The following is a 14,055-nucleotide window of genomic DNA, read 5'->3' as shown; positions in this document are numbered from 1 at the left end:
GGGTTGGCCGTGGGATTTCGAGCGGCGCGTCGCGCGCAGGAAAACCCTCCCCCCTCTGCGGGGGAGGGTGGTCGCGGAGCGACCGGGAGAGGGGCAGCGCCGCCCTTTCCGGACGGGGCGGTGCTCCCCTCTCCCGACCCGCTTCGCGGGCCACCCTCCCCCGCAAGGGGGGGAGGGAAGGGGGCGCTGTGCCTCGCCATCCTCCTCGCCGGCACCGTCTCCGGCTGCATGGTCGGCCCCGACTATTCCCGCCCCTCCGTCGAGACGCCGCTCGCCTTCAAGGAGGGCGGCGCCCGCGAGGATTCCGCCGCTTACGTGGCGAGCCGGAAGGGTTGGCGCCCGGCCGCCCCCAACGACGGGGCCGAGCGCGGCGACTGGTGGCGGGTGTTTCGGGACCCGGCCCTCGACCGCCTGATCCGCCTCGTCGACGTCGACAACCAGAGCCTGCGCGCCCAGGTCGCCGCCTACGAGCAGGCCCGCGGCTTCGTCGCCCAGGCCCGCGCCGCCCTGTTCCCCACGGTGATCGGCGCGCCGAACATCACCCGCTCGCGGGTCGGCGGCTCCGAGCGCACCACCGTGTCGCTCCAGGGCCAGGCGAGCTGGGAGCTCGACCTGTTCGGCCGCATCCGGCGCAACCTCGAGAGCGAGGTCGCCACCGCCCAGGCCAGCGCCGCCGACCTCGCCCTGGTGCGCCTCACCCTCCAGTCGGAGGTGGCGAACAACTACCTCAGCCTGCGCTATCAGGATTCCCTGCAGCGGGTGTTCGACGAGAACATCGCGGGGTTCAAGAAGAGCCTGGCGATCACCGAGAACCAGTATTCGGCCGGCGTCGCCGCCCGTTCCGACGTCATCACCGCCCAGACCCTGCTGCAGACGACGCAGGCCCAGGCCATCGCCATCGGCCTGCAGCGGGCGATCTTCGAACACGCGCTGGCGACCCTCGTCGGGCGCCCGCCCTCGGAGCTGTCCCTGCCCGTGGCGGCGCTCGCCGTGCGCCCGCCCGCCGTGCCCGTGGGCATTCCCTCAGCCCTGCTGGAGCGCCGCCCCGACGTCGCCCAGGCCGAGCGCAACGTGCAGACCCAGAGCGAACTCATCGGCGTCGCCGTGGCGGCGTTCTACCCCACCGTCACCCTCTCGGCCTCGGGCGGCATCTCGGGCCTGACCTCCAACGGTGTGTTCTCGGCGGCCAATCAGGTCTGGTCGGTTGCCGCCGCCGGCACGGAGGTGTTCTACGACGGCGGCGCCCGCGCGGCGGCGCTCCGCATCACCCGCGCGGCCTACGACGCGGCGGTGGCGAACTATCGCCAGACCGTGCTCACCGCCTTCGGCGAGGTCGAGAACGGCTTGGCCGGCGTCCGCATCCTCGCCCGCCAGCAGACGGCGCAGGACGAGGCCGTGGCCTCCGCCCGGCGCGGCGTCGAGATCACCCTGAACGAGTACCGCGCCGGCACCCAGAACTACACCACCGTGGTCACGGCCCAGTCCATCGCCCTCAACAACGAGATCAACGCCCTGCAGATCCGCCTCAACCGCTTCACCACCGCCGTGGCCCTGATCCGGGCCCTCGGCGGCGGCTGGGACGTGCGCAGCCTGCCCACCGGCGACGAGCTCAAGGGCACGCGCCTGCCCATCGATTCCGGACAGGCGGTGCGGACGGACGAGTGAGGGGGGAGCGGTACTGCCGTCAAAACCCGGGATTGGATCGGCTTTGAGTGGGTTCGCGATCCACCTTTGACTATCGCTATCTATGCATATGAGTCAAAAAAGTACGAATGGACAAATTAGCCTAATAATACATGTAAAATCATATATTATTACTTCATCGTCATATAGCAATAATATGGAGGTAAATTACTGTAATAAGGCCTTCGTTTTTGCTAGATTTACTACAATTTGGTAAACTTCTTCTGGGTAGTTCGTAATTCGAATGATCGGTTTTTGCAAAGAGTCATTGCGATGCGTAGCGGCCCAGCCGCCAGCGTAGACGATCACTTTAGTGTTAGGGTAATTTTTCATAATTATTTCTACCGTTTTAAGTCCGCCCTCTGGTTCGGCTTGACGCCTACCATCGCCCATCTCATCTCTGTTAATGTCAGTAATTACAACGTCGAAGCTTGAAGCATTGTCGAATGCTTGAGAAATTCCTTCGTTGCTATCTATGCATATTACCACAATTCCAAGCGTCTGTAGAGCTAATTGAAGATCTATATTGTTTTCCGGGTGGTCATCAACCCACAATATTTTTAGTCTCGTTCGTGGATCAAGCGAATTCGAGGCCAGCGAGATGGCCGCCGATTGTGCGTTAACGCCTACTTGAGATTTTTGGTCTTCGCTCAGCGGTCCCGTTGTCGATTTGTTTGCAGATGATATAACTGCATTTGCAGATACTCTCGCAGTCTTTTGTATAATCTCAAGAGTGACACCACCGCTTGAAGAAAACCCAAAATTTGCAGAGTCCTTGTCTTTCATAAATTCGTTGAAGCTTGATATTATTTTATCTGTATTGCTGTATAATCCATAAATTACTAAAATTGCGATGGCTGGCCAGGCAAAAGCAGATACAAGTGATGCAATGGCGGTTATTATATTCGCCGTTGGGTTGATTTCGTGATCGGCCATGAAATTTCTCGGGAAAATTTGGTACGATAGGCGACAGTGTAGATTTTCTGAGGAATAATTTCTAGTTGAATTTCTCGAATAATATTGCTCGTCAGCCATGCTTGTGCCCAGAGAGTCAGCTTGCTCAGAGACCAGCAAACACTGCTCCTGAGGGCTATTGATTGATTGGTCTCAGTATGGGTTGTGAAGATCGTTCTCCGGCGTTCCTAGCTATTGGCTTGAACGCTCAGCCACTGCGACCCGGCGCGGGCCGGAGCGAGGTTGCGAACCGTCCCGGAGGTGCGATGCGATCCATCCCGTGACCCACGGCACCGCCACCCTGGAACGTGCCGCACTGCGATAGGTTGACCTGCAATTCCGCGCGAAGGGCCGCGCGAGGCACGGGAGACCGCCATGAGCACCGACGCCGCACACGAGACACCGCCGCCGAGCGACAGCCCGGCCGCGCCGCCCTGCACCCTCGTCATCTTCGGCGCCTCCGGCGACCTGACCAAGCGCCTGCTGATGCCGGCCCTGTACAACCTCTCGGCGGGGAAGCTCCTCTCCGACGACTTCAAGGTCATCGGCGTCGATCACAACGACAACACCGACGCGGGCTGGCGCAAGGCGCTGTCCGAGACCATGCAGTCCTTCACCACGGATCACACCTCGGAGTTCCACCCCGACCACATCGACGCGACGGCCTGGGGCTTCGTGCGCGACCGGCTCCACTTCCGCCACGGCGATTTTTCGGACTCCGCCACCTTCCGGGATCTCGCCGGGGCGCTCACCGGCAACGTCGTGTTCTACCTCGCCGTCTCGGCCCGGTTCTTCGGGCCCATCGTCGAGCAGCTCGGGGCGGCGGGGCTCCTGAAACAGGGCGACGGCGCGTTCCGCCGGGTGGTGGTGGAAAAGCCGTTCGGCAGCGATCTCGCCTCGGCGAAGGCGCTCAACGCGACCCTGCTGGCCCAGGGCGACGAGGGCCAGTTCTTCCGCATCGACCACTTCCTCGGCAAGGAGACGGTCCAGAGCATCCTGGCCCTGCGCTTCGCCAACGGCCTGCTCGAGCCGGTCTGGCGCGCGGAGCACGTGGCGGCCATCGAGATCACCGCCGCCGAGACCATCGGGGTGGAGGAACGCGGCGCGTTCTACGAGCCCACGGGGGCCCTGCGCGACATGGTGCCGAACCACCTGTTCCAGCTCCTGTGCATGGTCGCCATGGAGGCGCCCGACAGCCTCGCGGCGGAGGCGATCCGCGATGCCAAGAGCCGGCTCCTCGAAGCGATCCGGCCCGTCGCCCCCGGCGACGCCGTGCGCGGCCAGTACACCGCCGGGACGGAACTCGGCCGGGCCGTCATCGGCTACCGGGCCGAGCCGAACGTGGCCGAGGAGTCCCGCACCGAGACCTACGTCGCCCTGAAACTCACCATCGACACCCCGCGCTGGGCCGGCGTGCCGTTCTACCTGCGCACGGGCAAGCGCATGACCGACCGGGCCACGGAGATCGCCGTGCATTTCCGGGTGCCGGCGCATTCGCCGTTCCCGGCGGCGCCCGGGATGATGCCCGACATCCTTCGCCTGCGCATCGACCCCGAGCAGGGCATGAGCCTCGGCCTCAACGCCAAGCGGCCGGGCCCCGAGATGCGCCTCGGCCGCGTCGTCGCCACCTTCGAGTACGGCGACTTCTTCCACGAGACCCCGAGCGTCGGCTACGAGACCCTGCTGTACGATTGCATGACCGGGGACGCGACCCTGTTCCAGCGCGCCGACGGGATCGAGGCCGGCTGGGCCGCCGTCGAGCCCCTGCTCGCCGCCTGGCGCGACGCGCCGGTGGCGTTCTACGCCGCCGGCAGCGACGGGCCCGACGAGGCCGCGGCCCTGCTCGCCCGCGACGGCCACGCCTGGCTACCGCTCGGCGACGCTTGAGCGGGCCCTGGACCGGGTGGGCTTGCGCCCGCCGACCTCGCGCACCGGCGTCAGCGTTGCCAGATCGTCGTGGTGCAGAAGTTCGACGCCCGTCGCCGCCGCGAGCTTTCGCGCCGATGGCGTGAAGCCGGCATTCGACACCACCGCCGCCATGTCGCCCGACCAGTAGCGCATGGCGGCGGCGATCTCCTGCACGGCGCCGTTGCCCACGGGCTTGCCGTAGCGCTTGCACTGAACCACGAGGCGGATACCGGCGCGCTCGGCGACGATGTCGGCGCCCTGGTCGCCGCTGGCCTGGGTCGCCCGGGCGTTCCAGCCCGCCTCGCGCAGGCGCTCGGCGCAGAACCGCTCGTAGGCGATGCCGTCGGCGGGCGCGTCGGCCTCGTCCGGAAGGGGGTACGCGGCGGCCGCGCGCTCGATGCTCGCGAGGATCATATCCCACAGGACATCGCCGTCCTCGCCGAAGCCCTTCGCGTCCAGGGCGGGGAGAATCGTCCGTTCGGCGAAGTATTCGCGCTCGCGCACCCAGCCGTCGTTGATGAGATTGCCGTAGGCATCCACGAAACATTCCTGGCGCCGCCGCAGGGCGAGGGTCGGGGCGTGCTGCCGGACGAGCGTGCGGATGAGGCGGCGGATGCGCCGGGGCCGGTCGAGGCGGTGCAGGACGAGGGCGGCGAGGCACAGCCCCGTGGCGGCGGCGGCCGGTGCGCCGAGGACGAACGCGGCGCCGCCCCCCAGGAGGGTGGTCCAGAACAGGCGTGCGACGAGGCTCGACCGGCCCGGCATGGACGTATCCCGGCGCGGCCGCCGGGCCGCCATGGCCGGGCCATGGGCCGTGCCGAGGGACTCTAGCCACGCGACCCTTGCCCGATCTCTAACGGCCCGCCGCCGGCCGAACCGGCGGCGGGTCGTCCTCAGGCGTCGGCGGTGACCCGCGGGCGGCGGCCGCGGGGGGCGGGGGCCTTCGGCTCCGTCACCACCGCGGCGGCGGCCTGTTTCCGGCGCTGCTGGCCGAGGCCCATGTTTTTGGCGAGTTCCGACCGGGCGGCGGCATAGTTCGGCGCCACCATCGGGTAGTCGCTCGGCAGGTTCCACTTGGCGCGATACTGGTCCGGCGTCATGTCGTAGCGCGTCCGCAGGTGGCGCTTGAGCGACTTGAACTTCTTCCCGTCCTCCAAGCAGACGAGGAAATCGGGCGTGATCGAGCGCTTGATGGAGACGGCGGGCTGCAGCGGCTCGGCCTTCTCCTCGCTCACCGGGGCCGTCAGCCGCTCGAGGGTGGCGTGCACCGAGGCGATGAGCGCGGGGAGTTCGACGGGCGGAACCGAGTTGTTGCTGACAAAGGCGGAGACGATGTCCGCCGCAAGTCCGATGTAGTCGGGCATCATCTCGCCGTCGCCGCTCATTTTGAACCCCCGTTACGCAGTGGATCGCATTGATCGAGGCCTGTGCGGTTCCGCACCTTGGTGGCTCGAACAAGTCAAAAAATAGTGATCCAAGAGCTACTATGACGCAATAAGTCGAAGCGCAAGTGGCCAAGGCAAGTTCGCCTTAAATACGAACTTTGACTGCCTAAGCGGCCTACGTAGCTGAACGGCGTACAATCACGAGCGATGGCGCTCCGAATTTTAGAGTCGGCCTGCTTGGCCGCGAAAATGAATTCAGTTCAGGCGCAACCTGATTGTGCCCGACGGGTCGGGTCATCTGCCGAAAGCTCCCGACCGTCTCGGGAATCATTCGGGAGAGCCTGGACCGGCCCTTCGATCCACCGCGGCGGCGGTCCCGGGCCCCGGTTCCGCCGCGCGATGCCGGGGTCAGCGCGGGGCGGATTCCGCCTGCGCCTGGAGGCCGTAGGTCCGGAAGCGCTCCACCGTCCGGGCGATCTCGTCGTCGGGCAGGATCACCGGCGCGCCGACCTGCAGGGCGACGGCGTAGTGCCGGCACAGGGTCTCCATCTCCACGGCGAGCCACAGGGCGCGGGCCAGGTCCGGCCCCGTGGCGATCATGCCGTGGTTGGCGAGGAGGCAGCCGCCGCGCCCCTCCAGGGCGGTGAGGGCGAGGCGGGAGAGTTCGTCCGTGCCGTAGGGCGCGTAGGGCGCGCAGCGGATGGTCGGCCCGCCCACCGCCGCGATCATGTAGTGCACCGCCGGGATGGTGCGGCCGCACAGGGCGAAGGCGGTGCAGTAGGTCGGGTGGGCGTGGACCACGGCGTGGATCTCGGGCCGCCGCTGCAGGATGTCCCGGTGGAAGCGCCACTCCGACGACGGCGCCAGGGCATGGTCCCAGGTGCCCGCGAACGTCATGGGCACGATGCTGTCGGCGGTGAGGTCCGCGGCCGGAATGCCCGAGGGGGTGACGAGGAAGCCGTCGCCGTGGCGCACCGAGACGTTGCCGGAGGTGCCCTGGCTCAGGCCGAGGGTGAGGAGGTCGCGCATGGCCGCGACGACCCCCTCGGCCGCCGGAATCCGGGCGTGCGCCGGGGCGGCGGGCGGGGCGTTGTCGGACGGGGAGGCGGTCATGAAACTCTCCGAATGGGGGCGGGTGCGGGCCCGCATCTCCGTCACGGGTGCGGGCTCGGGTCCATGCTAGAAGGGTCCCGCACGAAACGCCCGCCGCACCGCGGGCGCGGAGCGGGGACCGCCGGTCCGCGGGGCAACCAGGGGTGCGCGCATGAGCACATATCGCTTCGAGGCCCTGCTGAAGCCCCGCGCCATCGCGGTGGTCGGCCTGACGGAGACCGGCGCGGCCCTGGGCGAGGCCGCCCTCGCCAACCTCGTCCGCGCGCGGCCGAACGCCGAAATCTACGCCGTCAATCCGCAGACCCATGCGTTATCGGACGGGGTCCACTGCGTCGAAGGCATGGACGACCTGCCCCAAAACCTCGACCTCGTAGTGATCACCGCGCCGCCGGCGGACCTCGTCGCCTGGGTCGGGGCGGCCGGGCGCCGGGGGGCGGCCGCCGCCCTCATCCTCACGCCCGACGTGCCGCCCGGCCTGTGCGAGGCCGTGCGGGCGGAGGCGCGGGGTCACGGCCTGCGCCTCCTCGGCCCCGGCAGCGTCGGCCTCGCCGTGCCCCGCGAAAACCTCGACGCCAGCCTGCTGGCGCAGGCCCCGAAGGCCGGCGACCTCGCCCTGGTCTCGCAATCCGGCACCGTGGCGGCCGGCATCGTCGCCTGGGCGGCCCGGCGCGAGGTCGGGTTCTCGGCCGTCCTCTCCCTCGGCATGGCCTGCGACATCGACATCGCCGACGGCCTCGACCATTTCGCCGCCGACCTCCACACCCGCGCGATCCTGCTCTCCCTCGACAGCATCCCCGACGCGCGAAAGTTCATGTCGGCCGCCCGCGCGGCGGCCCGCGCCAAGCCCGTGGTGGTGTTGCGCGCCGGGCGCCACCGGGCGCCGGCGCGGGCGAGCGTCACCCATACGGGGGCGCTGGCCCGGCCCGACGCCGTCTACGAGGCCGCGTTCCGCCGGGCCGGCCTGCTCAGCGTCGACAGCCTCGATGCCATGTTCGCCGCCGTCGAGACCCTCGGGCGCCAGCGCCCGTTCCCCGGCCACCGCCTCGCCATCCTCGGCAACGGCCGCGGCATCGCGGCTTTGGCCGCCGACCGCCTCGCCGACCGGGGCGGGACCCTCGCCGCCGGCAACCCCGTCGAGCTCGGCATCGCCGCCGGACCCGAGGCCTACGCCGCCGCCCTCGAGCCCCTGCTCACCGCCCCCGGCCACGACGCCGTGCTGGCGATCCACGTCCCCACCGCCCGCTCGGGCAGCGCCGCCACGGCCAAAGCCCTGGCCGGGACCGTGGCGCGGGTCCGCAAGAGCAGTGAAGGTCAGGGCGGCCAGCGCAAGAAGCCGATCTTCGTGGCGCAGATCGGCGACGATCCGGAGGCGGCGGCGGTGCTGGCGGCGGCGAACATCCCGGGCTTCGCCACGGAGGCCGACGCCATCGACGGCTTCCTCAACCTCGTGCGCTACCGCGAGGCCCAGGACGACCTCATGCGCACGCCGGATTCCCTGCCGCGCGAGTTCTCCCCCGACGTCGCCGCCGCCCGCGCCATCGTCGACCGCGCGGTGCAGGCCGGCCAGACCTGGCTCGACCCCGTCGACGTCGCGGCCCTGCTCGCCGCCTACCGCATCGCCAGCGTGCCCCTGACCCTCGCCCCCGACGCGGACAGTGCCGCCACCGCCGCCTGGGAGATCATCGCCCGGGGCGGCACCGTGGCCCTCAAGGTGGTCTCGCCCGACATCGTTCACAAATCCGACGTCGGCGGCGTCCGCCTCGATCTCACCTCCGAGGCCGACGTCCGGGCCGCCGCCGCCGACATCCTGGTCCGCGCCCGCCGCCTCCGGCCCGAGGCCCGCATCACCGGCTTTGCCGTCCAGCCGATGATCCGGCGCGGCCAGCAGCGCGAACTCATCGCGGGCTTGGCCGAGGACCCGACCTTCGGCCCCGTGGTGGTGTTCGGCCGCGGCGGCACCGCCGTCGAGGTCATCGACGACCGGGCCCTGGCCCTGCCGCCCCTGGATCTCCGCCTCGCCTCCGAGCTCATCGACCGCACCCGCGTCGCCCGGCGCCTCGCTGCCTACCGCGACGTGCCGGCCGTGGACCGCCACGCCGTCGCCCTGGTGCTGGTGAAGCTCGCCCAGCTCGCCGCCGATTGCCCGGAGGTGCGCGAGCTCGACATCAACCCCCTCCTCGCCGACGCCGCCGGCGCCCTGGCCCTCGACGCCCGCGTCATGGTCGCCCCGGCGCCGCCCGGCCGGGGCGCCGCCCATCCGCGCTTCGCCATCCGGCCCTATCCGGTGGAGTGGGAGCGCCACCTCACCCTCCGGGGCGAGGCGATCCACGTCCGCCCCGTCCGCCCCGAGGACGAGGCCCTGTTCCTCACCTTCTTCCAGTCCGTGAGCGCCGAGGATTTGCGCCTGCGCTTCTTCGCCCCCGTGCGCGATTTCAACCACGCCTTCCTGGCCCGCCTGACCCAGCTCGACTACGCCCGCGCCATCGCCTTCGTGGCCATCGACGCCGCCGGCACCATGCTCGGCGCCGTCCGCCTCCACGCCGACGCCAACCACGACAGCGGCGAATACGCCATCCTCATCCGCGGCGACCGTAAGGGCACGGGGCTGGGGCTGGCCCTGATGAGTCTGATGATCGACTGGGCCAAGGCCGAGGGCATTTCGCGGGTGGAGGGGACGGTTCTCAGGGAGAACCGTCCGATGCTGGCGGTTTGCAAGCAGCTCGGCTTCACCACCCGTCCGGATTTGGAGGATGGGGGGGTGGTGAAGGTGGGTTTAGCGCTGGGTTGATTTAATGCTCATCACATCCACACGGCTTGAAAGACAACATTTCTCATACGTTTTATAGTAGCCTTGCCGATACCGTCAATTGCATCGAGTTCTTGATCTGTTGCCTTCGCTAAATCGCAGACAGTCTCTATACGCTCGTTTTTAAGTCGGCTGATTTTATCCTCTGTTAGTCCGTATGGATAAGCAGGAGATTTTGCTAGAACAGAAACATCTTTATCTAGAATTGAAAGACCGTGCTCTTCAGGGAGCGGCGGAAGCTTAATATTTTGAAACACGTTGCTGGATATATGAATTTCTGACGGCTCTACGGATGCAGCTACCCATTCGTCGATCATCTCATTCGTTAGGCGCTTTGAGGGTATGGCTTCGAGTATGTTGCATAAATTGATTGCAAATACTGGGCCACGACCCCCGGATTTCATCGCTCTTGACGCTTCCCGTTTTGAGATGAAACCAAGGTATTCAAGTATTTACAGTATTTTGGCGTACTGTCCCACAATATTTCTGTGGATCAGTACTCGGTCCTGTGCGATCGTTTTCTGTTTGTCCCGCACTGGCCGGCAGGAGTGGTCGACCACAGCCTCAATCAATTCTCGGGCTGGCTCGAGTAGGGGCTCATAGATTCCGAGTTTTGGTGCAACTTCGTCCATGAGTGGCCAGTAATAATCTGTATTCATATTAAGTAAGCATTGATTAATATCTGGAATTCCAATCTTATTTTTTCCCTCAAATCTATGACAGGCTAATATAAAACCGCGCATATTGCCAACGACTGCGCGTCCTAGCAGGTTGGCGAATTGCAGCGGAGAAAGTCGGTCTGAAAATGTTTCAGGTAAGGCGAGCTTGGGATATCGAGCTTTAACTACATCCACAAAATAGTTTCTGTTTGCTGAAACGTCAGATCTTGTTATATCTATAACTGTTGAATCATTGTAAACATCAAATCTGACTCCGAATCTGGTAACGCCGGGATAGATCGCTGCTTTACAAGAAGTAAGGCCACTTGAGAGCGTTCTGAACAGATCAAAGAATACCTCAAGTGGCTTTTCACGACCGATATGTGCCGGATCGTCGAATAACAGGACGACCCTTTTCCCGACTTCATTGGAGAGTTTATTAAGACCTATCTGAACGGAGGTCTGGTCTGAAGCAGTCCCAAAGTCATAGTTCAAGTTCTGGCTCGATAGCTCGCTCTGAATTGCATTAGAAAGAAGAATACAGAAGTGTCCGATGTATTCATTTCCGTCAGACTGCAGCAATGGAAGATAGCGCAAGCTCATATAGACAGGAAATACATTGGATATATCCAGCATTCTCCTGCGCGCTTCTATCAAAAGTGCACTTTTGCCACTACCTCGCCCACCTCGGATTAAGACCGGACCGTGCGCAATCAGCTTTCCAATAGTAATATTGTCTTGCTCGGAAAAGGAATGGAACTCAAGGAACTTTTCCGGGGGGGACTCCTCAGCAGCAAGAATGATGGAAGCATCCGTGTCATCGTGCAGAACATTGTTCACGAAAGCGCTCCCACGAAGTTGATATACTCATCCACGGCACGATCGGGCGTGAGTGATGCGTAAGCTGTTGGTATGAAGTGAGACATAAGGCCAATTCCGCCTACAATCAAACAGGTTTCTCTTATCGCACTTTTGATAGTTGACTCATCCATCACAAGAGCGGAGGAGAAATACTCCCAATGTACGCCTTTTGACAAAGTCGAGTACAGCTGCAGGCACTTTCCCTTGGTTGATGTGATAAATCTCTCAGCGTCTATTGAATTTATTTCGCTTAACGCAGGGTTTGAAATGGATGAGACATGGTCGAGGGTCTTTTCAACCGCCGGTTTCCAGTATACATGATCAAAATATTGAGAAAAAAGCGCTCTGTTAATTTTTGATATATCGTGATCTGCGCTCCACATATTTGGAGACGGTTTGTCGTCGGAGATGACGTCGCCGGTCCATTTGAAGCCTGATTTGGAGGGACGATGAGCCTCAAATGTTGGCTGCGTTTGAAATTCGCTCAGATATATCAACCGAAAGGGGTCGAGCCGGCCCACAATAGCCGCGCAAGCATTTTCAAGTAAAACTCTTGCACAAAAAGCACCAAAAACTTGAGACTATTGATTGAAGTCAGCTCGAAGAAAGTCGATAGATTTTTGAGAAAAAATATCTATTGACGATTGTAATTGAGAAAGTGCTGTCTTCGCTGTCCCATCTGCCGAAGGCATTCCGCATAGAAGCGCACCACAGGTTGCCATTTTTCTTTCCACAAATGCGAAAGGTTGTATCTAGCGTGTGCTGCATACGAACACAACCGAGCGAGGTCGGGTACTGCGATCTCACTGAATGCTCGGATTCCCGCCAATAACGATTTTTTAGAGCTATCAAGCTGAGGCGATTCAGTTCTGGATTTGCCAAATCCCTAACAAGCGCGTACAAACAAAAAACCAGTCCAAAACCCGAGAGTTCAGCGCTTCGATCCGGGGACGGATCGGGGTGTTCAAATCTCGTCCGTTGGGTTGGTCGGGAGGTGGCCGCGCACGATCGCGTGGACCTCTGACATATAAGCCCGCAAGGGCGAAGGAATACGATGGCTGTCGGTACTGTTAAGTGGTTCAACGAGCAAAAGGGTTTTGGGTTCATCCAGCCGGATGACGGCGGCAACGACGTGTTCGTGCACATCTCGGCCGTCGAGCGGGCCGGCATGCGCGGCCTCGCCGAAGGCCAGAAGGTTTCCTACGAGATGGAGACCGACAAGCGCAGCGGCAAGCAGTCCGCCGGCAACCTCCAGACCGCCTGAACCACTTCGGGCCTGACGGTGGCCTCGGGCGACTTTTCGGAGTCTCCTGAACGGCACCACCGGCCTGACGTCTCAAAGGGCCGCTCCCCGTTCGGGGAGCGGCTTCTTACGTTCTGACTCGATGTCTTTTGCCGGCGGAATGCTCGTCCCTTCGGACCGAGCCGGCGCAAATCCAGGATCGTGTGTGAGCCAATTCAACGAAAACTCCATGACCGACCGCCTCAAGGCGGCCAACGAAGCCCGTCAGGCGGCCCTCGCCCGATTCCGGGACCGCCCGCCCGCCGATGATCCCGCCGTCCTCGCCCGCAAGGCCGAGCGCGAGCAGATCGTCCGCGAACGCGAGATCCGGACCCGCGCCCGCGACGAAGCCCGCGCCGCCGCCGAAGCCCAGCGGGTCGCCGAGGCCGACGCCGAGCGCGAGCGCCTCGCCGCCGAGGCCATCCGGGCCGCCGAGGAAAAGATCGAGCAGGCCGCCGCCGCCCGTCTCGAGCAGAAGGCCCAGCGCGATGCCCGTTACGCGGCGCGCAAGGCCAAGGCCCGCAAGTAGCCGCGGCGCATCCGGGGTCCGCGCCGCGCGCCGCCCGTTCCATGCATGGGACGGACCGGCGCACGCCGCACCCCGCGGACCGGTCCACGGTCCCACGCACGGCGCGCTGTCGCGCCGCTCAAGACAGGAGACTCCCATGTCCCACAAGTTCAAGCTCGGCCAGCGCGTGCGCCGCGCCCGCCTCGGCTACGCCGACGCCAAGACCGACACGGGGGACGTGTTCGAGATCGTCCGCCTCGTCCCCGAGGACCAGACCGGCGAGCCGTTCTACCGCATCAAGTCCGGCACCGGCGAGCGCGCCGTCCGGGAGGGCGAGATCACCCTAGCGGGTTGATTCTGTTCGCAATTTCCCGGTGCGAACGGTGCGCCCCAAGCCCTAGAGAACGCCTTCGCGAATGGCTCCCGGATCGGCGAGCGCGTGCAGCAGCCGCGCCGCGTTGTGGGCGAAACGCAGGGTCACGGCCTTGCGGCGCGCCCCGCTGAGCACGTGCTCGGCCGGGTCCCGCAGGATCGCGGCCCCGAACGCGTCGGCGACGATGAGGCCCGCATCGTCCGGCGTCAGGGTCGTCGACAGGCTGTCGGGAATCGCGAAGTAGAATCGGTCGCAATAGTCGCGGTAATCCGGCCATTTCCGGTCGGCCCGGAAGTCCGCCACGCTCGACTTGATCTCGATGATCGTCAGGCGCCCGGCCGGACACAGGGCGATGACGTCGGCCCGCCGGCCGTTGGCCAGGGAAAACTCCGGAATCGTCACGTGGCCGAGCTCCGAATACAGCCGGCGCACGCCCCGTTGCACGTGAAGCGCGGTGGGGGATTGCCGCCTGTCGACGGGGAGAATCGCGTGAGCGAGGGCTGCGGACATGGGTGTTCCGAAT

The 14,055-nt window shown here is 64.7% G+C and carries 13 protein-coding genes; 6 read left to right on the top strand and 7 right to left on the bottom strand.

Annotation, left to right across the window (positions count from 1 at the left end; genetic code table 11):
* The first annotated feature begins 186 nt into the window (after window positions 1-186).
* Window positions 187-1,665 (top strand): efflux transporter outer membrane subunit, encoded by a 1,479-nt coding sequence (locus ASF28_RS04985; protein WP_274533119.1) that lies wholly within the window; start codon window positions 187-189, stop codon window positions 1,663-1,665.
* 186 nt (window positions 1,666-1,851) lie between these two features.
* Here the strand turns inward: ASF28_RS04985 and ASF28_RS22315 are convergent, their stop codons facing one another.
* On the bottom strand, window positions 1,852-2,619 hold the full coding sequence (locus tag ASF28_RS22315; protein WP_162239982.1) for a response regulator: 768 nt from the start codon (window positions 2,617-2,619) through the stop codon (window positions 1,852-1,854).
* A 393-nt stretch (window positions 2,620-3,012) separates the two neighbouring features.
* On the opposite strand from ASF28_RS22315, the gene zwf reads away from it, so the two are divergent.
* Window positions 3,013-4,524, top strand: a complete 1,512-nt coding sequence (gene zwf / locus ASF28_RS04980; RefSeq protein ID WP_056088423.1) for a glucose-6-phosphate dehydrogenase — start codon at window positions 3,013-3,015, stop codon at window positions 4,522-4,524.
* On the opposite strand, the gene ASF28_RS04975 is transcribed toward zwf, so the two are convergent.
* The 3 genes from ASF28_RS04975 to ASF28_RS04965 all read right to left on the bottom strand — a co-directional run bounded on the left by ASF28_RS04975 (window position 4,504) and on the right by ASF28_RS04965 (window position 6,959).
* On the bottom strand, window positions 4,504-5,310 hold the full coding sequence (locus tag ASF28_RS04975) for a restriction endonuclease (RefSeq protein ID WP_056088420.1): 807 nt from the start codon (window positions 5,308-5,310) through the stop codon (window positions 4,504-4,506). The two genes, zwf and ASF28_RS04975, sit on opposite strands and share 21 nt — an antisense overlap.
* A gap of 128 nt (window positions 5,311-5,438) precedes the next feature.
* Window positions 5,439-5,930, bottom strand: coding sequence for a MucR family transcriptional regulator (locus ASF28_RS04970; protein ID WP_056088416.1), 492 nt, complete (start codon window positions 5,928-5,930; stop codon window positions 5,439-5,441).
* 408 nt (window positions 5,931-6,338) lie between these two features.
* Window positions 6,339-6,959: a class II aldolase/adducin family protein gene (locus ASF28_RS04965; RefSeq protein WP_056091220.1), complete on the bottom strand. Its 621-nt coding sequence runs from the start codon at window positions 6,957-6,959 to the stop codon at window positions 6,339-6,341.
* Window positions 6,960-7,194: 235 nt separating this feature from the next.
* Between ASF28_RS04965 and ASF28_RS04960 the strand changes: the two genes are divergently transcribed.
* Window positions 7,195-9,831, top strand: a complete 2,637-nt coding sequence (locus ASF28_RS04960) for a bifunctional acetate--CoA ligase family protein/GNAT family N-acetyltransferase (protein WP_056088413.1) — start codon at window positions 7,195-7,197, stop codon at window positions 9,829-9,831.
* An 11-nt stretch (window positions 9,832-9,842) separates the two neighbouring features.
* On the opposite strand, the gene ASF28_RS22310 is transcribed toward ASF28_RS04960, so the two are convergent.
* The gene (locus tag ASF28_RS22310; protein ID WP_157085363.1) at window positions 9,843-10,166 is read right to left on the bottom strand and encodes a hypothetical protein; all 324 of its coding nucleotides are present in this window, start codon (window positions 10,164-10,166) and stop codon (window positions 9,843-9,845) included.
* 135 nt (window positions 10,167-10,301) lie between these two features.
* Window positions 10,302-11,348, bottom strand: a complete 1,047-nt coding sequence (locus ASF28_RS22305) for a hypothetical protein (RefSeq protein ID WP_157085361.1) — start codon at window positions 11,346-11,348, stop codon at window positions 10,302-10,304.
* Window positions 11,349-12,423: 1,075 nt separating this feature from the next.
* Here ASF28_RS22305 and ASF28_RS04955 point away from each other — a divergent pair.
* From ASF28_RS04955 to ASF28_RS04945, 3 genes are all read left to right on the top strand, one after another.
* Window positions 12,424-12,633, top strand: a complete 210-nt coding sequence (locus ASF28_RS04955) for a cold-shock protein (RefSeq protein ID WP_056088410.1) — start codon at window positions 12,424-12,426, stop codon at window positions 12,631-12,633.
* 184 nt (window positions 12,634-12,817) lie between these two features.
* On the top strand, window positions 12,818-13,180 hold the full coding sequence (locus ASF28_RS04950) for a DUF6481 family protein (RefSeq protein WP_274533109.1): 363 nt from the start codon (window positions 12,818-12,820) through the stop codon (window positions 13,178-13,180).
* A 136-nt stretch (window positions 13,181-13,316) separates the two neighbouring features.
* A complete protein-coding gene (locus ASF28_RS04945; protein WP_056088405.1) occupies window positions 13,317-13,514 on the top strand; it encodes a hypothetical protein in 198 nt (65 codons plus the stop codon).
* Between the two features lie 42 nt (window positions 13,515-13,556).
* Here the strand turns inward: ASF28_RS04945 and ASF28_RS04940 are convergent, their stop codons facing one another.
* A complete protein-coding gene (locus ASF28_RS04940) occupies window positions 13,557-14,042 on the bottom strand; it encodes an MmcB family DNA repair protein (protein WP_056088402.1) in 486 nt (161 codons plus the stop codon).
* Window positions 14,043-14,055 lie beyond the last annotated feature (13 nt).

Source organism: Methylobacterium sp. Leaf99 (assembly GCF_001422375.1).
In the GTDB taxonomy this organism is placed as follows: Bacteria; Pseudomonadota; Alphaproteobacteria; order Rhizobiales; family Beijerinckiaceae; genus Methylobacterium.
Note: the sequence above shows the minus strand (reverse complement) of the source record. Positions and strands in the feature narration are given on the sequence as shown.